The 20,323-nt window shown below is 39.9% G+C and carries 35 protein-coding genes, 1 tRNA gene and 1 pseudogene; all 37 read left to right on the plus strand.

Annotated features, from left to right (window positions below):
• Positions 1-6: 6 nt before the first annotated feature.
• Complete coding sequence (locus J2756_RS00560; RefSeq protein WP_209581111.1) at positions 7-270, plus strand: 50S ribosomal protein L23; 264 nt, start codon at positions 7-9, stop codon at positions 268-270.
• A 31-nt stretch (positions 271-301) separates the two neighbouring features.
• Complete coding sequence (locus J2756_RS00565; protein ID WP_209581113.1) at positions 302-1,027, plus strand: 50S ribosomal protein L2; 726 nt, start codon at positions 302-304, stop codon at positions 1,025-1,027.
• Positions 1,028-1,088: 61 nt separating this feature from the next.
• Positions 1,089-1,499, plus strand: a complete 411-nt coding sequence (gene rpsS, locus J2756_RS00570; RefSeq protein ID WP_209581114.1) for a 30S ribosomal protein S19 — start codon at positions 1,089-1,091, stop codon at positions 1,497-1,499.
• Between the two features lie 13 nt (positions 1,500-1,512).
• Positions 1,513-1,974, plus strand: a complete 462-nt coding sequence (rplV, locus tag J2756_RS00575) for a 50S ribosomal protein L22 (RefSeq protein WP_209581115.1) — start codon at positions 1,513-1,515, stop codon at positions 1,972-1,974.
• A gap of 6 nt (positions 1,975-1,980) precedes the next feature.
• Positions 1,981-2,748, plus strand: a pseudogene (locus tag J2756_RS00580) (30S ribosomal protein S3); the annotation flags it as partial.
• Positions 2,749-2,954: 206 nt separating this feature from the next.
• A complete protein-coding gene (gene rpmC, locus J2756_RS00585) occupies positions 2,955-3,161 on the plus strand; it encodes a 50S ribosomal protein L29 (protein ID WP_209581117.1) in 207 nt (68 codons plus the stop codon).
• Between the two features lie 5 nt (positions 3,162-3,166).
• A complete protein-coding gene (gene yciH / locus J2756_RS00590; RefSeq protein ID WP_209581118.1) occupies positions 3,167-3,514 on the plus strand; it encodes a stress response translation initiation inhibitor YciH in 348 nt (115 codons plus the stop codon).
• A 53-nt stretch (positions 3,515-3,567) separates the two neighbouring features.
• Positions 3,568-3,852, plus strand: coding sequence for a ribonuclease P protein component 1 (rnp1, locus tag J2756_RS00595; RefSeq protein ID WP_209581124.1), 285 nt, complete (start codon positions 3,568-3,570; stop codon positions 3,850-3,852).
• A gap of 133 nt (positions 3,853-3,985) precedes the next feature.
• Entirely contained in the window at positions 3,986-4,306 is a 321-nt protein-coding gene (locus J2756_RS00600) for a 30S ribosomal protein S17 (RefSeq protein ID WP_209581126.1), read from the plus strand.
• Positions 4,307-4,705, plus strand: a complete 399-nt coding sequence (locus J2756_RS00605) for a 50S ribosomal protein L14 (RefSeq protein ID WP_209581129.1) — start codon at positions 4,307-4,309, stop codon at positions 4,703-4,705. It begins immediately after the preceding gene.
• A 15-nt stretch (positions 4,706-4,720) separates the two neighbouring features.
• Complete coding sequence (gene rplX / locus J2756_RS00610; protein WP_209581132.1) at positions 4,721-5,074, plus strand: 50S ribosomal protein L24; 354 nt, start codon at positions 4,721-4,723, stop codon at positions 5,072-5,074.
• Between the two features lies 1 nt (position 5,075).
• A complete protein-coding gene (locus tag J2756_RS00615) occupies positions 5,076-5,804 on the plus strand; it encodes a 30S ribosomal protein S4e (RefSeq protein WP_209581134.1) in 729 nt (242 codons plus the stop codon).
• Between the two features lie 2 nt (positions 5,805-5,806).
• Positions 5,807-6,313 (plus strand): 50S ribosomal protein L5, encoded by a 507-nt coding sequence (locus J2756_RS00620; protein ID WP_209581136.1) that lies wholly within the window; start codon positions 5,807-5,809, stop codon positions 6,311-6,313.
• Positions 6,314-6,322: 9 nt separating this feature from the next.
• The gene (locus tag J2756_RS00625; protein WP_013295326.1) at positions 6,323-6,466 is read left to right on the plus strand and encodes a 30S ribosomal protein S14; all 144 of its coding nucleotides are present in this window, start codon (positions 6,323-6,325) and stop codon (positions 6,464-6,466) included.
• Positions 6,467-6,477: 11 nt separating this feature from the next.
• Positions 6,478-6,870, plus strand: coding sequence for a 30S ribosomal protein S8 (locus J2756_RS00630; protein WP_209581138.1), 393 nt, complete (start codon positions 6,478-6,480; stop codon positions 6,868-6,870).
• 9 nt (positions 6,871-6,879) lie between these two features.
• Positions 6,880-7,413: a 50S ribosomal protein L6 gene (locus J2756_RS00635; protein ID WP_209581140.1), complete on the plus strand. Its 534-nt coding sequence runs from the start codon at positions 6,880-6,882 to the stop codon at positions 7,411-7,413.
• 13 nt (positions 7,414-7,426) lie between these two features.
• On the plus strand, positions 7,427-7,786 hold the full coding sequence (locus J2756_RS00640; protein WP_209581142.1) for a 50S ribosomal protein L32e: 360 nt from the start codon (positions 7,427-7,429) through the stop codon (positions 7,784-7,786).
• 459 nt (positions 7,787-8,245) lie between these two features.
• Positions 8,246-8,692 carry a 50S ribosomal protein L19e gene (locus J2756_RS00645; RefSeq protein WP_209581144.1) on the plus strand — a complete coding sequence of 149 codons (447 nt, stop codon included), beginning with the start codon at positions 8,246-8,248 and terminating at the stop codon, positions 8,690-8,692.
• A 14-nt stretch (positions 8,693-8,706) separates the two neighbouring features.
• Positions 8,707-9,285, plus strand: coding sequence for a 50S ribosomal protein L18 (locus J2756_RS00650; protein WP_209581147.1), 579 nt, complete (start codon positions 8,707-8,709; stop codon positions 9,283-9,285).
• A complete protein-coding gene (rpsE, locus tag J2756_RS00655; protein WP_209581149.1) occupies positions 9,285-9,926 on the plus strand; it encodes a 30S ribosomal protein S5 in 642 nt (213 codons plus the stop codon). The genes J2756_RS00650 and rpsE overlap by 1 nt, the downstream gene beginning before the upstream one ends.
• 16 nt (positions 9,927-9,942) lie before the next feature.
• A complete protein-coding gene (gene rpmD / locus J2756_RS00660) occupies positions 9,943-10,401 on the plus strand; it encodes a 50S ribosomal protein L30 (protein WP_209581152.1) in 459 nt (152 codons plus the stop codon).
• A 61-nt stretch (positions 10,402-10,462) separates the two neighbouring features.
• A complete protein-coding gene (locus tag J2756_RS00665) occupies positions 10,463-10,900 on the plus strand; it encodes an uL15m family ribosomal protein (protein WP_209581155.1) in 438 nt (145 codons plus the stop codon).
• Between the two features lie 129 nt (positions 10,901-11,029).
• Positions 11,030-12,379 carry a preprotein translocase subunit SecY gene (gene secY, locus J2756_RS00670; protein WP_209582267.1) on the plus strand — a complete coding sequence of 450 codons (1,350 nt, stop codon included), beginning with the start codon at positions 11,030-11,032 and terminating at the stop codon, positions 12,377-12,379.
• Between the two features lie 55 nt (positions 12,380-12,434).
• A complete protein-coding gene (locus J2756_RS00675; protein ID WP_209581160.1) occupies positions 12,435-12,992 on the plus strand; it encodes an adenylate kinase in 558 nt (185 codons plus the stop codon).
• Positions 12,993-13,159: 167 nt separating this feature from the next.
• On the plus strand, positions 13,160-13,729 hold the full coding sequence (locus J2756_RS00680) for an EMC3/TMCO1 family protein (protein ID WP_209581166.1): 570 nt from the start codon (positions 13,160-13,162) through the stop codon (positions 13,727-13,729).
• Between the two features lie 203 nt (positions 13,730-13,932).
• Positions 13,933-14,199 (plus strand): 50S ribosomal protein L34e, encoded by a 267-nt coding sequence (locus J2756_RS00685; RefSeq protein ID WP_209581169.1) that lies wholly within the window; start codon positions 13,933-13,935, stop codon positions 14,197-14,199.
• The gene (gene cmk / locus J2756_RS00690) at positions 14,199-14,729 is read left to right on the plus strand and encodes a (d)CMP kinase (protein ID WP_209581173.1); all 531 of its coding nucleotides are present in this window, start codon (positions 14,199-14,201) and stop codon (positions 14,727-14,729) included. The genes J2756_RS00685 and cmk overlap by 1 nt, the downstream gene beginning before the upstream one ends.
• Positions 14,717-14,947, plus strand: coding sequence for a 50S ribosomal protein L14e (locus tag J2756_RS00695; protein WP_209581176.1), 231 nt, complete (start codon positions 14,717-14,719; stop codon positions 14,945-14,947). Before cmk ends, J2756_RS00695 begins: the two co-directional genes overlap by 13 nt.
• Positions 14,948-15,170: 223 nt before the next feature.
• Positions 15,171-16,133, plus strand: coding sequence for an RNA-guided pseudouridylation complex pseudouridine synthase subunit Cbf5 (locus J2756_RS00700; protein WP_209581179.1), 963 nt, complete (start codon positions 15,171-15,173; stop codon positions 16,131-16,133).
• Between the two features lie 320 nt (positions 16,134-16,453).
• Positions 16,454-16,538 (plus strand) — tRNA-Ser (locus J2756_RS00705).
• Positions 16,539-16,706: 168 nt separating this feature from the next.
• Positions 16,707-17,159 (plus strand): 30S ribosomal protein S13, encoded by a 453-nt coding sequence (locus J2756_RS00710; protein WP_209581182.1) that lies wholly within the window; start codon positions 16,707-16,709, stop codon positions 17,157-17,159.
• Positions 17,160-17,183: 24 nt separating this feature from the next.
• Complete coding sequence (locus J2756_RS00715; RefSeq protein ID WP_209581186.1) at positions 17,184-17,711, plus strand: 30S ribosomal protein S4; 528 nt, start codon at positions 17,184-17,186, stop codon at positions 17,709-17,711.
• Between the two features lie 35 nt (positions 17,712-17,746).
• A complete protein-coding gene (locus tag J2756_RS00720) occupies positions 17,747-18,139 on the plus strand; it encodes a 30S ribosomal protein S11 (RefSeq protein WP_013825953.1) in 393 nt (130 codons plus the stop codon).
• A gap of 24 nt (positions 18,140-18,163) precedes the next feature.
• On the plus strand, positions 18,164-18,955 hold the full coding sequence (locus J2756_RS00725; protein WP_209581189.1) for a DNA-directed RNA polymerase subunit D: 792 nt from the start codon (positions 18,164-18,166) through the stop codon (positions 18,953-18,955).
• Positions 18,956-19,023: 68 nt separating this feature from the next.
• Positions 19,024-19,386 (plus strand): 50S ribosomal protein L18e, encoded by a 363-nt coding sequence (locus tag J2756_RS00730; protein ID WP_209581192.1) that lies wholly within the window; start codon positions 19,024-19,026, stop codon positions 19,384-19,386.
• 77 nt (positions 19,387-19,463) lie between these two features.
• Positions 19,464-19,886, plus strand: coding sequence for a 50S ribosomal protein L13 (locus tag J2756_RS00735; protein ID WP_209581194.1), 423 nt, complete (start codon positions 19,464-19,466; stop codon positions 19,884-19,886).
• A gap of 26 nt (positions 19,887-19,912) precedes the next feature.
• Positions 19,913-20,314, plus strand: a complete 402-nt coding sequence (locus J2756_RS00740) for a 30S ribosomal protein S9 (protein WP_209581197.1) — start codon at positions 19,913-19,915, stop codon at positions 20,312-20,314.
• Positions 20,315-20,323 lie beyond the last annotated feature (9 nt).

The raw sequence follows: 20,323 nt of genomic DNA on the forward strand, positions 1-20,323 counted from the left end.
TGAAATATGGATCCTTACTCAATTATAGTAAAACCACAGTTAACAGAAAAAAGTATGAATGCAATTGATCAGAACAACGAGCTGACCTTTGTAGTACGAAGAACCGCAAACAGGTCCCAGATAAAAAGAGCTTTCGAGGACATGTTCGATGTGAAGGTTGAAAGGGTAAACACCCAGATAAGATCCACCACCGGTCAAAAATTAGCCTACATAAAACTAAAAGAAGAAGACAGCGCAGAAGACATAGCAATGAAGATGGGTGTATTCTAATCATTACCACCTTTTAGTTGGAGGAAATACAATGGGAAAACGATTAATAATTCAGAGGAGAGGAAGAGGAACTCCTACTTACAAGAGTGCATCACACAGGTTCAAGGGAAAAATAGCCTACAGATCCTACGATGATATAGAGAAAGAGGGCAGCCTCAAGGGAAAAGTTGCAGACATCATGCACGACCCTGGTCGAACTGCTCCTGTTGCACTTGTTAAATTCGAAAATGGAGAAAAACAACTTATTTTAGCTCCTGAAGGAATACAGATCGATGATGAAATTGAATGTGGTATTTCAGCACCAATAAGTCCTGGAAACTCATTACCACTTGGAGAAATTCCTGAAGGAACACCTTTATACAATCTTGAAAGAATTCCAGGAGACGGCGGTAAATTCGTCAAGTCTTCAGGTACTTACGCTTCTTTAATAACCCATGATATTGGTAAAGCTATTGTGGAATTACCATCCGGTGAATTAAAGGCATTCAACCCCCGCTGCAGGGCAACCATTGGTGTTGTTGCTGGTGGAGGAAGAAAGGACAAACCATTCCTCAAAGCAGGAAACAGGTACCATGCACTTAAAGCCAAAGGTAAAAAATGTGTCAGTGTCAGAGGAGTGGCAATGAACGCAGTGGATCACCCACACGGTGGTGGAAACAGACAGCACCCTGGAAAGCCAACAACAGTATCCAGAAACGCACCACCAGGAAGAAAGGTTGGTTCAATAGCTGCCCGAAGGACAGGAAGAAGGAGATAAATTTAATTTAAAATTAAAAATGGGGAATACATATATGAAAAACGGATTAGGAGGAGACTAATTGGCAAGAAAAGAATTCAGATATCGCGGTTACACCCTGGAAGACTTGCAGGAAATGCCGTTAGATAATGTTATACAGCTTTTACCATCAAGGCAGAGAAGGTCCCTTAAAAGGGGATTCCTTCCAAGGCAGAAAAAAGTCTTAGAGAACATAAGGAAGGTTAAAAAAGAGGGCACTACAGGTGGAAGGCCAGTAGTAATAAAAACCCATTGCAGGGACATGATAGTCCTTCCTGAAATGGTTGGAATGGCCTTCGGTATTTACAATGGAAAGGAATTTGTTGAAGTCACAATACAGCCTGAGATGATAGGCTGTTACTTCGGTGAGTTCGCACTTACAAGATCAAGGGTTCAGCACGGAGATCCAGGTATGGGTGCAACAAGATCATCCATGTTTGTGCCGCTTAAATAAGGAGAAATTACAAATGGCAAAGATCAAATACGCTTATCAGGATGAGTACGACGGAAAAACAGCAAAAGCTGCAGGGAGAGCTCTTAAGATCTCCCCCAAACATGCTGTTGAGATATGCAGCGCAGTAAGGGGAATGTATCTTGACGAAGCCAAAGAATATCTGGAACAGGTAATCCAGATGGAGAAACCCATACCATTCAAAAGACACAACAAAAAGGTTGGTCACAAAAGGGGTTTAAAAGGATGGCCAACAGGAAGGTATCCTGTTAAAGCAGCCACCCAGATCCTTCAGGTACTGGCTAACGCAGAGGCAAACGCAGAATACAAAGGACTCGAAACAGATAACCTCAAAATAGTTCACGCATCAAGCCACCGCGGCTACGTGATCAGAGGATGGACGGCAAGAGCATTTGGAAGGGCAAGTCCGTTCAACACAACAACAACCCATGTGCAGATAGTTCTAGGGGAGGCATAGACCTAAATGATTGAAAAAGATTTCGTAACAGAAGGACTTAAAAGGACAAAGATCGATGAATTCCTTGAATCAGAGCTTGAAAGAGCAGGTTACGGTGGAATGGAAATTCAGGTAACTCCTCTCGGTACAATGGTTGTTGTATATGCTGAAAGGCCAGGAATGGTCATAGGTAGAGGTGGAAAAACTGTTCGTGCCATAACCCAGAACCTTAAAAATGACTACGGCCTTGAAAACCCACAGGTAGAGGTTAAAGAGGTTGATGTTCCAGAGTTAAACCCAAAGATCATGGCCCATAAAATAGCAGCCATGCTCCAGAGGGGAATGCACTTCAGGAGAGTTGCATACACATCACTCCGTAGAATCATGGGTGCAGGAGCACAGGGTGTTGAAGTCACAATATCAGGTAAGATCAGGGGTTCAAGGTCAGCATGTGCTAAATTCACAGATGGTTACATCAAAAAATGTGGAGAACCAGCAATCAAGCATGTGAGAACAGGATTTGCAACCGTACAACTGAAACCAGGTGTTCTTGGTATATACGTCAGAATCATGCCACCGGGCATTGTTTTACCTGACAAGGTTGAAATCAAAGAGGTTGAAATTTCAGAACCTGCAGTTGAAGAAGTTGTTGAAAACATAGAACAAGAAGAAGCAGTTGCAGTTGAAGAAAAAGTAGAAAAAGCAGAACCTGTGGAGATCCTTGAAGAAATCACAGAAGAAGCACCTGAAGATGCAGAGGAAATTCCAGAAGAAGTTCCTGAGGAAGAAGTAGAAACTCCTGAAGCTGAAGCTCCAAAAGCTGAAGCAGAAGAATCATCTGAAGAAGTTGCAGAAACTGCTGAAGAAATCCCAGAAGAATCCAGTGAATCTGAAACTGCAGAATCTGAAACTGAAAAATCAGAAACAGATGAAAAGGCAGATAAATCAGAATAAACTATAATCTGTGCATTTATCACAAATTATTAAAAGGATGTAGAGAAATGGTAATATTAAGAAGCAAGGAAATACGGGTAATGGAAACAGATGAGATCCAGAAAAAACTGGAGGAACTCCGGGCAGAGCATTCAAAAATGGTTTCAAAAAGTGCAGCTGCTGGAGTCAACGAAAATCCAGGAAAGATAAAGGAACTTAAAAGAACGATCGCACGTGTCCTTACCATATTAAATGAAAAAAACCAGGAGAAATAAAATAGATGAAAGTCTGTGAGATATGCGGTCTTCCAGAAGAACTTTGCGTCTGTGAGGAGATAGCCAGAGAAATTCAAAAGGTTAAGGTATACACAGTAAGAAGAAGATTCGGGAAACTCATGACCATTGTCGAGGGAATAGATGAACACGACATTGACGTGAGGGAACTAACAAAGGAACTCAAGGCAAAATGTGCCTGTGGAGGTACAGCTAAGAAGGGTCAGATAGAGCTTCAGGGCGACCACAAGAAAAAGGTCAAAGAAGTTCTTGCAAACATGGGCTTTTCTTCAGACACCATTGAGATAAAGGATAGAGATGATAAAAATAGGAAAAGAAGAGGTAAAAGGCGATAAATTACCTATTTTTTTAGGTAAATGCCACACCTCATTCTTATCTTTTAAATAACATGATCACTCCACAAAACATATTTCAGCACGAGTTTATAGGCCTCCATGTTGAGGTCAAAGAAAGCTCGCATGAAGGATTCATCGGGATAAATGGAAAAGTTGTTGATGAAACCAGAAACACCATCACAGTGGAAACTGATGATGGGGTTGAAAAACTGGTTCCAAAAAAAGCTTCAACATTTCGCTTCAAATTACCTGAAGGTGCCATGGTTGAAATAGACGGCAGTGTAATTGTTGCCCGTCCCGAGGACAGGATCAAGAAGAAGTTCAGAAAATACTGGTAGGACTTGGATATTCAGGATCCATTGGATTCCAAAATGGACAGAAATCTAACTGGAACACAAAAAACTGGATAAACCATTAAAAATAACCCAAATTTAATTAACAAATAAATAATAGGACGTATCAGGTGATAATATGGTTGGTATCGACGTTAAAGAACCAAAAACAAAATGTGATGATCCTAACTGTCCGTTTCACGGAACCCTCCCTGTAAGGGGTCAAATATTAGAGGGAATTGTTACAAGTGACAAGGCAGAAAGAACAATCACTGTTGAAAGAAGTTTCTACAAATTCATCAGGAAGTATGAGAGATACGAGAAAAGGAAATCAAAAATCACAGCACACAAACCCGACTGCATAGAATTAAAAGTTGGAGACGCTGTTAAGATAGCAGAATGCAGACCACTCAGCAAGACAAAACACTTCGTTGTAGTGGAAGTGAAAGGAGAGAGCTAAATGAAAGCTATGTCATCCAATATTACAAAGGCACTGCCAGTAGGTGCAAGACTTCAATGTGTTGATAATACAGGTGCAAGAGAAGTCGAAATAGTAGCTGTCAAAGGATACAAAGGTGTTAGAAGAAGATTAGCACCTGCAGGTATCGGTGACATGATTGTGATCTCAGTCAAAAAAGGTACAGTTGACATGAGAAGAGAAGTCACAACAGCTGTTGTTGTAAGGCAGAAAAAAGAATTTAGAAGGGCAGATGGCTTAAGGGTCAAATTTGAGGACAATGCTGCTGTAATAGTATCTCCAGAAGGTGTGCTAAAAGGTTCCGAAATAAGGGGACCAATTGCAAAGGAAGCAGCTGAAAGATGGCCTGCAATAGGAAGCGCTGCCAGTACAATAGTTTAAAATCATGGTGATAAAATGTCAAAACAGCCAAGGAAACAAAGGAAACTTATCTACAAGGCACCTTTACATATACGCCACAACTTAATGAGCGTAAACCTCAGTAAGGAGCTCAGGGAACAATACGGAAGAAGATCCATTCCTATAAGGACTGGTGACTCTGTCAAAGTAGTTCGTGGTGATTTCAGGGATCATGAGGGCAAAGTAGAAAAGATAGACCTTAAAAATTACAGGGTAATGATTGAAGGAGCATCAGTCCAGAAACCAGATGGAAACAAAGTTTACCATACAGTACACCCTTCAAATATCATAATAGTAGAACTGGACCTGGACGATGATGAAAGAAACCAAATAATAAAGAGGAAGGGATAACATGGCAAAGATGGGATCAAGAAAACATCTTAAACGTTTCAAATCACCAGAGCACTGGCCAATCCATCCAAAAGAAAACAAATGGACTGTAAAACCAAGTGCAGGCCCACACTCAATTGAAGATTCACTCCCACTACTACTCGTAGTAAGGGATATCCTCAAAGTTGCAGATAACTCAAGGGAAGCAAAGATAATCATCAACAACGGTGACATCCTTGTGGACGGCCGTGCAAGAAAAGATTACAAATATCCAGTTGGATTCATGGATGTAATAGAATTACCAAAATCTGAAAAGGTTTACAGGGTACTGCCAGATCATAAAGGTAGGTTAATACTACACTCCATAAGTAAGAAAAATGCAGAATTTAAACTCTGCAGAATTGAGGATAAAACCACAATAAAAGGTGGTAAAATGCAGCTCAACCTCCACGACGGAAGAAACTGTCTTGTTGAAAAAGAATACAAAACAGGGGACGTTATTGTGGTTGAGATTCCAGAGCAAACCGTTACAGATCAGATCAAATTTGAAGCCGGAACAATCGGCCTCATAACTGGTGGTAAACACATAGGTGAGCTTGGTAAAATTAAAGAAATTAACACAACACGATCATCAAAATCAAACACTGTTCTAATTGAGACAGATGATAAAAAAACTTTCCTAACACTCACAGACTACGTCTTTGTCATAGGAAAAACAAAACCTGTTATTTCACTTCCAGGAGGTAACTAAATATGAACCCAATGGAACAAGTGAAAATTAACAAAGCAACAGTGAACATAGGTGTGGGTGACGGTGGAGAACAGCTTGCAAGGGCAGAAAAGCTCTTAACAAACATCACAAACCAGAAACCTGTACGTACTTATTCTAAGGTAACTAACCCTGAGTTTGGAATAAGAAAAGGACAGCCTATAGCATGCAAAGTCACACTAAGAAACGAAAAAGCATTTGATGCTGTTAAACTTGTACTTGATGGTATAGGTAACAGGATTAAGGCAAGTCAGTTCGACAAACAGGGAAACGTTTCATTTGGAATAGCAGAACACATAGAAATTCCAGGAATGAGGTACGATCCTGATATAGGTATATTTGGAATGAACGTTGCAGTAACCTTTGAAAAACCAGGTTACAGGATAAAGAGAAGGAAGATCCAGAACAAAAAAGTTCCAAATAAACATCAAGTCACAAAGGAAGAAACCATGGAATTCATGAAGGAAAAATTCCAGGTTGAAATAGAATAGGGTGATACATTGCCAAGAAAATACGGAAAGGCATCAAGAAAATGTAGTAGATGCGGGGACCACTCTGCACTTGTCAGAAGATACGGGCTAATGCTTTGCAGACAGTGCTTCAGGGAACTTGCACCAAAGATCGGATTTAAAAAATACAACTAAGAGGTGTCAAAATGACTCTTATGGATCCTCTAGCAGACGCCCTTACAAACATGAGAAACAACGAGATGCAGGGAAACAAGAGGTGCAAAATCTCTCCAGCGTCCAAGATGATCGGACATGTTTTAAGGACCATGCAGAAAGAGGGATATATCGGCGAATTTGAATTTGTTGACGATGAAAAGGCAGGGCAGTTCATTGTTGAACTAGAAGGAAACATAAACAAGTGCGGTGTAATAAAGCCAAGACACGCCGTTAAAAAAGATGAATTTGAAAAATTTGAGAAGAGGTACCTACCATCCAAAAACTTTGGAATAATGATAGTAACAACCCCACAGGGAATAATGACCCACAGGGAAGCCAAAGAAAAAGGAATAGGTGGAAGACTTCTCGTATACGTTTACTAAGGTGATAAAATGGCTCAACTAGCAATTCTAAGGGAAGAAATACCTATCCCTGAGGGAATAGATGTCACCGTAGACGGTGCGGTGACTGTTAAGGGATCCAAGGGACAGTTATCAAGAAACTTCAACAACAGGAACATCAAAATAACAGTAGAAGATGGAAACGTTGTTGTAGAAGCCAGGTTCCCTAAAAAGAAAGATAAAGCCATGTTAGGAACCATAAGGTCCCATATAAACAACATGATCGTGGGATTAACTGATGGATTTACCTACAACATGAAAATAGTTTACGCTCACTTCCCTATGGCTGTTAAAGCTGCTGGAGATAAAGTTACAATAGAAAACTTTTTAGGTGAAAGACACCCAAGGACAGCAAAAATCGTAGGGGACGCAAAAGTCCAAATCAAGGGCGAAGAAGTTACAGTGAGTGGAATCAACAAGGAAGACGTTGGACAGACCATGGCCAACCTAGAACAGGCTACAAAAATTAAGGGAAGAGACCCAAGGGTGTTCCAGGATGGAATATACCTTATAAGCAAGGAGTGAAACGGTGGTTCCAATGAAAAAAACTCCAATTAAAAAACCGAAAAAACCAAACTTCAAAAGACAGGAATGGTTCAGGTACAAAAAACTTGGGGACAAATACAGGAAACCCAAAGGAAAAACAAGTAAAAGACGAAGATATGAAGCAAGAAAACCTGCAATGGCTGCCATTGGTTACAGAACTCCAAGGACCATAAGGGGACTTCATCCTTCAGGTTACCAGGATGTTCTTGTCTGCAACATGGCAGAACTTGAACAGATTGACCCGGAAAACCAGGCTGGAAGGATCAGCTCCAAAATCGGGAAACGAAAAAAAGAGATAATGCTTGAAAGGGCAAAGGAACTTGGAATAAAAATTCTAAACAAAGGGCTTTAAACTCCAAAAGGGTTTAAGGAAATTTATTTTATTTCTACAGAAATAAAAACGGAATAAATTAGCCAAGAAAACCAGGCAGCAAAAAATGCATTGCAAAAAGGGACAAGGGTGCAGCACCGAATGCGCGGTGATTGCAAAAACATAAGCCGAAAATAAACGGCAGGAGATTCTACAAAAATCCTGGAAAACTGAAACAAAATAACACATTAGAAATACATTAAAAAACAGTGTTGCTAAATGCATCACTGGAATTAGGTAATATCATATAAACAGTAAATTTGATACATTACCTGGTTTTACAGACACATGAAAAAATTGTAGAATCAGGAACTAAAAAAACTTATGATGAGTTTCAAACTCCAGAGTTTTTACCTAAAGTGTTAAATTTCAATGTTCATTGTTTCAAGATTCAGGTAAAAATTTTGATCAACCTTTAGAGGTTGATTTGGAGGTTTCTTTATGAATCTTACTACTCAAAAACGATTAGCTGCAGACATACTCAAAGTTGGAGTAAACAGGGTTTGGATAGATCCTGAGAGTGTAGAAGAAGTATCACGGGCTATAACTCGCGAATCTGTTAAACAACTCATTGACAGTGGAGCTATAAAAGCAAAACCCAAAAAAGGTATAAGCAGCTACAGATCAAAGAAAATAGCGGAACAAAAGAAAAAAGGAAGAAGGAAAGGCCGAGGTAGTATAAAAGGAGCAAAAGGTGCTCGAAATCCAAAGAAACAAGCTTGGATGACTACCATCAGATCTTTAAGAACAGAACTCAAAGATATGAGAGAGAACAGGGAAATAAACAAAACCACCTACCGTAAACTCTACAAAATGGCCAAGGGTGGTGCCTTCAGAAGCAAATCTTACATGAAGACCTATGCAAGGGATCATGACTTGCTCAGATAGACGGGGGAATTATATTGGCACGAGGATCAAGATATAAACTGGCATTTAGAAGAAGAAGGGAAGGAAAAACTGATTACAGAGCCAGGTTAAAATTAATCAGTTTAGAAAAATCACGAATGGTTGTTAGAATAACAAACAACCATACAATAGTTCAGATCATAGCTGTGGCACAGGATGGAGATGAAACACTTGTTTCAGCACACTCCAAAGAAATCCAGAAAATGGGATGGCTTGGAAATGGTAAAAACACCTCCGCAGCATACCTGACAGGATTCTTATGTGGTAAAAAAGCACTTGAAGCTGGAATTGATGAAGCAGTTCTTGACATAGGATTAAAATCATCCATAAAAGGTGCAAGAATGTATGCAGCACTAAAAGGAGCAGTTGATGCAGGACTTTTCGTTCCTCACAACGATTCCATATTACCTGCAGATGAAAGGATAAGGGGAGAACATGTAGCAGCATACGCTGAATCTCTCAGTGATGAAGAAGTTAAGGAGAGGTTTTCACAGTACATTAAAAACGGCCTATTTCCGAAAGACCTCCCTGATCACTTTGAAGCTATAAAACAAAAGATTGAGGAAGGATCATAATGAGTTTTGAAAAAGAAGAATGGGAACCCAAGACCCAACTTGGGCACATGGTGAAGGAAGGTAAAATAACCGACATCGATGAGATCCTGGAAAAAGGCCTTCCAATAATGGAACTTGAAATAGTGGACAAACTACTCCCAGACCTTGAAGAAGAGGTAATGGATGTAAACCTCGTTCAGAGAATGCATAAATCTGGTCGTAAAGTCAACTTCCGAGTAATCGTTGCAGTGGGTAACAAAAACGGATATGTTGGACTTGGACAGGGAAAAGCTAAAGAGGTTGGTCCTGCAATAAGAAAAGCTGTTGACAACGCAAAATACAACATCATCAAAGTCAGAAGGGGCTGCGGTGACTGGGGATGTGTTTGCGGAAGGGAACACACAGTACCATTCAAAGTAGAAGGAAAGATTGGAAGTGTCCGTGTAACCCTCATACCAGCTCCAGGAGGAGTTGGACTTGCAATAGGTGATGTTGGAAAAACTATCCTAGGACTTGCAGGAATAGACGATGTATGGTCCCAGACCATGGGTCAGACCCAGACAACAATAAACTTCGCTGGTGCCGTCTTTGAAGCACTCAAACACCTGAGCAAAGTTAAGGCAACCACCAAGGATCTTAAAAACCTTGGAGTAGCAGTATAAATCAAGGTGATAAAAGATGATTGCAGCAATAAGAATAAGAGGCACAACAGGGATAAAAAAGGACATAGCTGACAACCTGATGATGCTGAGACTTAACCAGATAAATCATGCAGTCCTCATTGATGAAAACCCAAGTTACAATGGAATGCTCCAGAAAGGAAAGGATTACATAACCTGGGGAGAGATAGACTCTGAAACTCTGGCTAAAGTTATAGTAAAAAGGGGCAGGCTCATTGGTGATGTGAAAGTCACAGATGAATATGTGAACGAAAACACTGACTACTCTTCAATTGAAGAACTTGCAAAGGCAGTTGTAGAATCCAAAGCAACCCTTGAGGATGCAGGAATAAAACCAGTATTCAGACTTCACCCACCAAGAAAAGGATACAAATCCACTAAAAAAGGTTACAATGAAGGCGGAAGCCTGGGATACAGGGGAGAAAAACTAGGAGAATTAATCATTAAGATGATCTGATTCATCTTAAGTTCCCTAATTTCCCTAAACTTTCATTTAACAAAATCATCAAGGTGATGACATGATAAGGAAAACAAGAAAAATAAGGAAGCTACGAGGCTCAAGAACAGTTGCAGGAGGCTGTTCTAAGAAGAGGAGAGGTGCCGGTAACAGAGGTGGAAAAGGAATGGCTGGTGGACACAAACACCACTGGACATGGATGGTTATAAACGACCCAAAACACTTCGGAAAATACGGATTTAAAAGACCTCCAAAAAGCATATTTCAGTTCAGCCCTGTAAACCTTAGCTACCTCGACGAAAAGTCAGAGGAATTAGTAAAAAAAGGTTTAGCAACTGAAGAAAATGATAAAATTGTTATAGATGTAACTGAACTTGGATACAACAAGGTGCTTGGAAAGGGCAAACTAAGCAAACCTTTAACAATAAAATCCCCACTTTTCTCCCAAACAGCAACAAAAAAAATTGAAGAAGCTGGAGGAGAAGCAGTAACCCTTTAGACACATTAAATTTTTTTAGAAAAACCATTAAATTTCTGGATTAAAATCATGGGCTGCTAAAGGGGTCTTTTAAAGTTTCAATCCAGAATTTTAATCTAACTTTTTTCTAACACTAATAGCAAGGAGTGAATTTCATTGAAAGAAATGCTGCAACCCATATTCTCATTAATTCCGCAGGTTAAATCTCCAACTTACAGGGTGCCATTTAAAGAGAAACTTAAATGGACGGGAGTAATCCTGATACTGTACTTCTTATTAACAGTCGTACCTCTTTTTGGACTTAGCTCAACTTCAGTTGACTACTTCTCACAGCTCAGGGCTGTGATGGCAGGTAGTTTTGGTTCCATAGTAACACTAGGTATTGGACCCATAGTCTCAGCTTCAATCATACTGCAGCTTCTTGTTGGGGGTAAAATATTAAACCTTGACCTGTCGAAACCAGAGGATAAAGCATTCTTCCAGGGAACTCAGAAAGTCCTTGCACTCATATTCACATTGTTCGAGGCAGCAGTTCTCGTATTTACAGGTGCACTTGCACCATCATCACCAGAACTCAGTTGGATACTCATACTCCAGATAACCATTGGAGGAATACTCATCATATTCCTCGATGAAGTTGTTTCAAAATGGGGATTTGGAAGTGGTGTGGGACTGTTCATTGCAGCGGGAGTTGCCCAGGCAATAGTTGTTGGATCATTCAACCCCCTATCCTCCCCAACATCACCAGGAGTACCAGCAGGTGCAATACCAGGATTCCTTTACTCACTTACAAGTGGACAGCCAAACTTCGATCTTCTGATCCCAATTTTGGCAGTCATAGTGGTCTTCATGGTGGTTGTTTACGCAGAAAGTATGCGTGTTGAAATACCACTATCCTATGGAGGAGTTAAGGGAGCAAGGGGAAAATATCCATTAAAATTCATATATGCAAGTAACATGCCAGTTATATTAACAAGCGCACTTCTTTTGAATGTGCAGCTTTTTGCAACCATATTCCAGAAAATAGGTTACCCAATACTTGGAACCATATCCAATGGAAGGGCAGTAAGTGGAATTGCTTACTACCTATCAACACCCACAAGCTACACAGTCATCTTCACTGATCCCCTCAAGGTACTCATCTATGGAGTGGTGTTCATAGCTTCATGTATACTCTTTGCAGTACTCTGGGTTGAACTCAGTGGAATAGGACCTAAACAGGTTTCAAAACAGCTTCATGGAATGGGAATGCAGATCCCAGGTTTCAGGAGCAGTAAAGGACACTTCGAAAAGATACTGAAGAAGTACATACCTGCAATAACAGTACTTGGTGGTGCATTCGTTGGACTTCTAGCATTTGGAGCAGATCTTACAGGTGCATTAGGTGGAGGTACAGGTGTACTTTTAACAGTTGGTATTGTTTACAAACTCTATGAAGAAATAGCTCAGGAACAGCTCATGGACATGCACCCAATGTTGAGGAAGTTCTTAGGTGATTAGATTCCTAACAATTTATAGGGAATATAATTTCTGAATAAAATTCAGGTGAATAAAAATGAAAGTAGTTGTAGTTGCAGGAATTCCAGGATCAGGAAGTACAACAGTATTAGGAAATGCATTGAAGGATCTTGATTATCTTCATGTGAACTATGGAGATGTTATGCTTGAAATAGCCCAGAAAGAGGGCCTTGTGGAGGACAGAGATTCCATGAGGAAGCTTTCCCCTGATATCCAGAAGGAAATCCAGAGAAAAGCTGCAAAAAGTATAAGAGAACGTTCAGAGGAAAGTAACATAATCGTTGACACCCATTGTACCATAAAAACACCCAAAGGATTTCTTCCAGGACTTCCAAATTGGGTTCTTGAAGAACTTCAACCTGATATGTTCATACTCCTAGAGGCAGACGGTGATGAAATATTAATGCGAAGAATAAAGGACACCAGTCGTACAAGGGACATGGAAAACCTTAAGGAAATAGAGCTTCATCAGGAAATGAACAGAGCAGCTTCAATGGCATATGCAGTGATTACAGGGGCCACAGTTAAGATCATAGAAAACCATGACAACAAGCTGGAAACATCAGTTGAGGAAATGATAAATACCTTGAAGTAAACCATATTATATTCAAGAATTTCTACAACAAAAAAAATTCTACAATAGAACTTCAAGATAAAAATCACTGTGAAATCCAATTATAATATGGGTACAATCACAGGGGATGAAGTTCTACTGGAAACTTCTAAATAAAATATGAAACTAAAAAAAGAGGAAATAAAAAAATGGTATTTGAAATAGTGAACCAGCTTTTAAATCCCATATTTCTCCCCCTTCTGAATCTGGATCCACATCCAAATAATCCTATAATTGCAGTTTTTGTGATTGCAACCATTGTTGCATTCATAATCACCCTTGCAAACAAACTTTTGGTGGATCAGGACAGGATGCAGTTTGTCCAGCAGGAGATGAAGGGATTCCAGGCAGAAGTTATGGAAGCACAGAAATCTGGCGACCCAAAACGTATGGCTGATATGCAGAAGAAGCAGATGGAATTCATGGGCCTGCAGAAGGAGATGATGATGAACTCCTTCAAACCAATGATAGTGACCTTCCTACCCATAATCCTCATATTCTACTGGATGTCCTACAACCCTGCAATAAGTAAGATGGTTATATACCTACCACACTTCGTGTACTACATACTCTTAACACCACTGTGGCACATGCTTTACCATCCAGCAGCAGGAGCACCAGCCTTCAGTATAACATGGCTTGGATGGTACATACTGGTATCCTTTGCAATGTCATTTGTGTTCAGGAAATTTCTGGGACTTAAAAGTGGGGGAATGTAAACCTCCCCAACATTTATTAGAGATACGCTCTAAAATCAATGTACACACTGAATGGAAGAGACAATCTACAAATTGTACTGTAGAAACTAAAAATAAAACTAAAAATAAATTGTACAACAACTGTGATGTGGAATTTCAGGAATAGAATTCATTCATCACCATAACATTTATAGATTCATATAAAAAAATAGGAGATGTGTATTATGCCAGAATTAAGATACAGATCTAGATCATATAAAAGAACATTCAAAAAAACCCCTGGAGGAAAAACAGTACTCCACTACAAGAAGAAAAAACCGTCAAAGCATATATGTGCAGAGTGCGGTAAAGAACTTCACGCGGTCCCAAGGGGAAGACCGTACCAGATAAGAAAACTATCCAAATCTAAGAAAAGACCTAACAGGCCTTACGGCGGATACCTCTGCACAGAGTGTGCCCGTAAAGTTTTCAAAAAAGAGGCCAGGTTGTAATGATCATAACCATCGGTGGACTTGCAGGCAGCGGTACAACAACCGCATCCAAGATCCTGTCCGAAAAACTGGGAGTTCGGTATATTTCTGCAGGTGACATCTTTCGTCAGATGGCTGCAGAGAAAGGCATGGATCTCCTGGAATTCGGTAAATTCGCTGAAGGTAACGATGAGATCGACCTTGAAATCGATAGAAGACAGGCTAAAATAGCAGAAGAAAGTGAAGATTTGATAGTTGAGGGAAGACTCTCCGCACACTTCGTGGAAGCTGACCTTAAAATATGGTTCGTTGCACCACTACTCGTTCGAACAGAACGAATATGTCAGAGGGAAAACAAACCGAAAGAACAAGTAAAAAAAGAGATAAGTACAAGAGGCGAAAGTGAAGCCAAAAGGTACCGTGAAATACACGGAATCGACATTGGGGACATGGAGGTTTATGACATAGTTATAAACAGTAACAGTTTCCAGCCAGAGGCAATCGCAGACATCCTTTTGAAAGTAACTGAGGTGATTTCATGCCAGCAATAGAAGTAGGAAGAATATGTGTTAAAACAGCCGGAAGAGAAGCCGGTGAAAAATGTGTTATAATCGAGATTATAGATGAAAAATTCGTTGAAGTTGTAGGAAAATCAATAAAAAACAGAAAATGTAACATCAAACATCTCGAACCAGTAGATCAGACAATTGAAATAAAATCTGATGATGTTGAAGAGATAAAAAAACAGTTAGAAGCAGCTTCAGCTTAATTTGTTATATAACAACGTTGACAGATAATTAGTCTTAGATACAGATAATAATTAACAGATAATGTTAAATATTATCTGAAAATAATTATTCCAGACGTTAAATATCATAAATTCTTATGGAATGTTCAAAAAAACATTGAACCCTTAAGACAACGTTTAAATACAAAAAGAATAGTTATTAAATATAGGGCATAATTAATCAACGTCCCAACAGGTCATTTTAATGGTAGATTTTCTCATAAAAGCAGAGGGTGAAACAGATCCAGAATATGGATGTCAACCTGAAGCCAGACCCATAACAGAACACATCCGCAAGGGTGTTATAAACCTTGACAAACCAATGGGCCCAACATCCCATGAAATAGATTCATGGGTTAAAAGGATACTCCACGTGGAAAAAACAGGCCACGGAGGAACCCTGGACCCCAAGGTTACAGGTGTTCTGCCAATAGGCATTGACCATGCTACAAGGGTTATACAGATGCTCCTTGGAGCTCCCAAGGAATACGTGTGCCTCATGAGGCTCCACGACTCTGTAGCTGAGAAGAAGGTGCAGGATATTTTTGCAGAATTCACTGGAAAAATATTCCAGATGCCACCAATAAAATCTGCAGTTAAACGAGAATTAAGGGTCAGACGTATATACAACGTTAACATCCTTGAAATGGAAGACCAGGATGTTCTATTCCGAGTGAAATGTGAGGGTGGAACCTACATCCGAAAGTACTGTCACGATATAGGTGAGGCACTTGGATGCGGAGCCCACATGGCTGAACTTCGAAGAACAGTTTCAGGACCCTTCCATGAGGACGAAACCCTTAAAACCCTTCACGATCTAACAGATGCATACCATGCATGGACAGAGGATGAGGATGAATCCCAACTAAGGGAATGCATACTTCCAATGGAAAGAGCAGTGGATCATCTACCAAAGATCATTGTAAGGGATTCAACAGTTGATGCCATATGCCACGGCGCAGATCTTGCAGCCGGTGGAATAATGGAACTTTCCCCGAATATTGACCGGGGAAACACAGTTGCAATCCTCACAATTAAAGGTGAACTGGTTGCAGCAGGTGAAACCCTCAAAACATCAGGGGAGATCCTGAATGAAAAGAAGGGTATAATGGTAAATATAAAAAAGGTTTTTATGGAACCTGAAACATACCCAAAGATGTGGAAGTAAAAACTACTCTTTAATTTCACTTTCAAAACTACCGTAGAACCTCTAAGAAATTTAGGGGCGAGGCCAATAAAAATATAAATAGACAACGTTTTATACTAAGACGTTTAATGTAACTTTAAACCCAAATACTTTGAATCAAACAAAAGCAGGTTAAATTATACCTTCTACTGAAATTGTAGGAAACTTCAATGTTCGGTGTGTTTGATTGAAGGTGCAACTGAAATTCAGATGATTCATATCAAATGAAATTTCATGTTTGAAGTCACATCATACATGGCCGTATGGTGGGAATGAAGGTTTAAAGACGGTTTTTTTCTCATGCCGGGATAGTCTAGCCTGGTAAGGCGCAAGACTGGAAATCTTGTGGAGCTTTGCTCCGCCTGGGTTCAAATCCCAGTCCCGGCGCTTCTATACAAATTTACACCAAACTTACAAAACCATATTTTAAAAGAATTAGAAAAAAGATAAAATTTCAAGTTTTTTTAAAAATTAAGTTTGGATGAAAATAAAATAGGAAATATTAAGATATTGAATAAATCCAGACGAATTAGACTCTCGTTGGAGGTAAATACTATGGAAGATGATTTTAAGCACATGGTCCGTATTGCCAGAAGGGACGTTAACGGTAACAAAACAATTGAAAACGCTCTTGCAGATATAAAGGGTGTTGGAAGGGCTCTCTCTATGGCAGTATGTACCGCAGCAGGTTTTGATGCAGAACAGAAAATAGGATACCTATCAGATGATGAGGTTATAAGGATCGAAGAAGCTGTGAAAAATCCACAGAAATACGACATACCAGAATGGATGTTAAACAGGCGTAACGACTACGAAACCGGTAAAACAGAACACCTCATAGAATCCGACCTTGACATGCGTTTAAGGGAAGATCTGAACAGGATGAAAAAGGTGAGAAGTTACAAAGGAAGAAGACACGAAGTCGGACTCCCAGTAAGAGGTCAGAGGACCAAATCCACCTTCAGGAAAGGAAAATCTGTTGGAGTTAGTAGGAGAAGAAGAGGATAAACTCAATAAAAAGGAGACGATGATATGGGACATCCAAGAAAAGCACGAAAAAAGTATGATACACCATCACACCCCTGGAATGCAGATCGTATAAAAGCAGAAAATAAGCTAGTTCAGAAGTATGGTCTTAAAAATAAAAAAGAAGTTTGGAAAGCAGAAACTACTGTTAAAAGGTACAGAAGGGATGCAAGACATCTTTTAGGTATGGAAACAGACCAGACAGCAGTTGAAAAGGAACAGCTTCTAGCCCACCTTATCAACGCTGGAATCTTAGGCGAAGATGGAAAACTCGAATCCATACTTGACCTCACAGTTGAAGATATCCTCCGAAGAAGACTCCAGACAATGGTTCACAAAAAAGGACTTGCAAACACTGCAAAACAGGCAAGACTCTTCATAATCCACGGCCACATAGCTTTAAACGGTAAAAAAGTTAGTTCACCAAGCTTCATGGTCAAAAAAGGACAAGAAGAACTTCTAGGATTCTACCCTGGATCACCAATGGAAAAGTACCATAAAGAACAGGAAAAAACTGCAGAGAAAGCAGAATAAAACAATTAAAAATTAATTATTTATAAGGTGATAAAATGGCAGAAAAAGAGAAATGGGGCGTAGCTAACGTTTACTCATCCTTTAACAACACCATAATAACTGTAACTGATATCACAGGTGCAGAGACCATAACTCAGTGGTCCGGTGGTAAGGTTGTACGTGCAGACAGGCAGGAATCCTCACCATTTGCAGCAATGGAAGCTGCAACACGTGCAGCAGAAGATGTTAAGGAAAAAGGAATAATAGGACTTCACATAAAAGTCAGAGCTCCTGGTGGAAACGGACCAAGAACCCCAGGACCTGGTGCACAGGCCACAATACGAGCATTTGCAAGGGCAGGTATCAGGATAGGTAAAATAGAAGATGTAACCCCAATACCCCACGATGGTACAGGAAGACCTGGAGGTAAAAGGGGAAGAAGAGTGTAAACTGGCCTAGAAGAAGTGTCTAAAATGGATATAACTATACGAAAGAAGGAAGACAACCAGATGGTGTTTGTAATTGAAGGCGTTAACGTACCCTTCATAAATGCCATAAGAAGGATCTGCACAGTTGAAGTTCCCACAATAGCAATTGAAACAGTGGAAATTGTTAGAAATGATGCAAAAATATTTGATGAAGCATTAGCACATAGAATGGGATTAATACCTCTCACAACAGATCTTGAGTCAATGGTACCTCCATCAGAATGTGACTGTGAAGACCATTGTCCACGCTGCAGTGTTTCCTTACTTTTAAAGGAAAAAGGCCCAAAAACAGTTTATTCCAAAGACTTAAAATCACAGGACCCCCAGGTAAAACCAGTGTTTGACACAATCCCAATTCTTAAACTCAAGGAAGGAGAAGAAGTTGAACTTGAGGCAATAGCACAGCTGGGAATTGGACTTGAACATGCAAAATGGCAGCCAACAACATCCTGTGCATACAAGTACTATCCAAAGATAACAATCGACAAGGAAAAATGTGAAGAATGCGCCAAATGTGCAGATGCATGCCCAAGGGGAATACTCGAATTCGATGAGAAGAAAAACGAGGTAAAAATCCTGGACATAGAAAACTGCTCAATGTGCAAGTCATGCGTCAACGCATGTGAATCTGATGCAATCACAGTCGAAGGTGAAGAAGATAAATTCATATTCAGAATTGAAACAGACGGATCATTATCCCCTGAAGAAATTCTAATTCAAGCATGCGATATCCTATCAGAAAAAGCTGATAAAATCGTTGATTTCTGTGAATCCTAATATGAATAATAACTTCAGATACTACTAAAAATATTAAAATAAACTCTTGAACAGGGAGGAATTTAAGAATGGTAAAACTTACAAAGACAAACCCAAACTTAACCGCTCTTGTGGCAAGTCTTAAAGAGAAATCATACACTGAACAAGTGGCAATCTGGAAAGATGTTGCAAAAAGACTCGAAAGACCAACAAGAAGACAGGCAGAGGTTAATATATCTGACATAAACAGGAACACCAACCCTGATGAGGTAATCATCGTGGCTGGAAAAGTACTGGGAAGCGGAAAACTTGACCACAAAGTACAGGTTGCAGCTTTAAACTTTTCACAGGGTGCAGCTGAAAAAATAGTAACAGCAGGCGGAGAATGCATGGACATCCTCGATGTTGTTGAGAAAAACCCTAAGGGAAATGGAATAAAAATAATGGAGTAATTCTAAGATATTTTAGAATTCATCCCACATATTCCAAAAAACATACAAAATTAAAAATAAGATTAAAGGTGTATCATATGATCATAGATGGAGAAGGACTCGTACTTGGAAGACTTGCAAGCTCAGTGAGCCAGAAGCTTCTTGCAGGTGAATCCGTAACAGTTTTAAACGCCGAAAAAATTATAATATCCGGTTCAAAGGAATGGGCATACACAAGATACAAACAGCGAGTAGACAGGGCCAGCATCTCAAACCCAAGGGATATGGGACCTAAATACCCAAGAAGGCCTGATGACATATTCAGAAGAACTGTCAGGGGAATGATCCCATACAGGAAAACAACTGGAAGAGAAGCTTTCAAGGGACTCAGAGTTTACGTTGGAATTCCAAAGGAATTTGAAGGAGAAGAAACATATCCTGTACCTGAAGCCCAGCCAAAACACATAACCAAAAGTGTTGAACTTGGAAAAGTTTCACAGTTACTCGGATCAAAATTTTAAATTCTTAATGAAAGAGGTTGCATAACATGAAGAAGGTAATTCACACAAGTGGAAAAAGGAAAACTTCCATTGCAAGGGGAAAGGTAAAAGAAGGAAAAGGCAGGATCAGAATAAACAAAAAACCTGCAGAACTCTACGACCCAGAACTTGCAAGACTCAAAATACAGGAACCCATCATATTAGCAGGTGAACTTGTAGACAAAGTAGACATAGACGTCAAAGTCATAGGCGGAGGCGTAATGGGCCAGGCAGAAGCTGCCAGAATGGTCATAGCCAAAGGCCTTGTACAGTGGACAGGTGACATGGAACTCAAAGAAAAATTCACACAATACGACAGAACCATGCTCGTTGGAGATCCACGCCGTTCAGAACCTAAAAAATACGGTGGACCTGGAGCAAGAGCAAGAAACCAGAAAAGTTACAGGTAAGCTGATTCA

Origin of the sequence: Methanobacterium aggregans, from assembly GCF_017874455.1 — an archaeon.
GTDB classification, from domain to species: Archaea; Methanobacteriota; Methanobacteria; order Methanobacteriales; family Methanobacteriaceae; genus Methanobacterium_C; species Methanobacterium_C aggregans.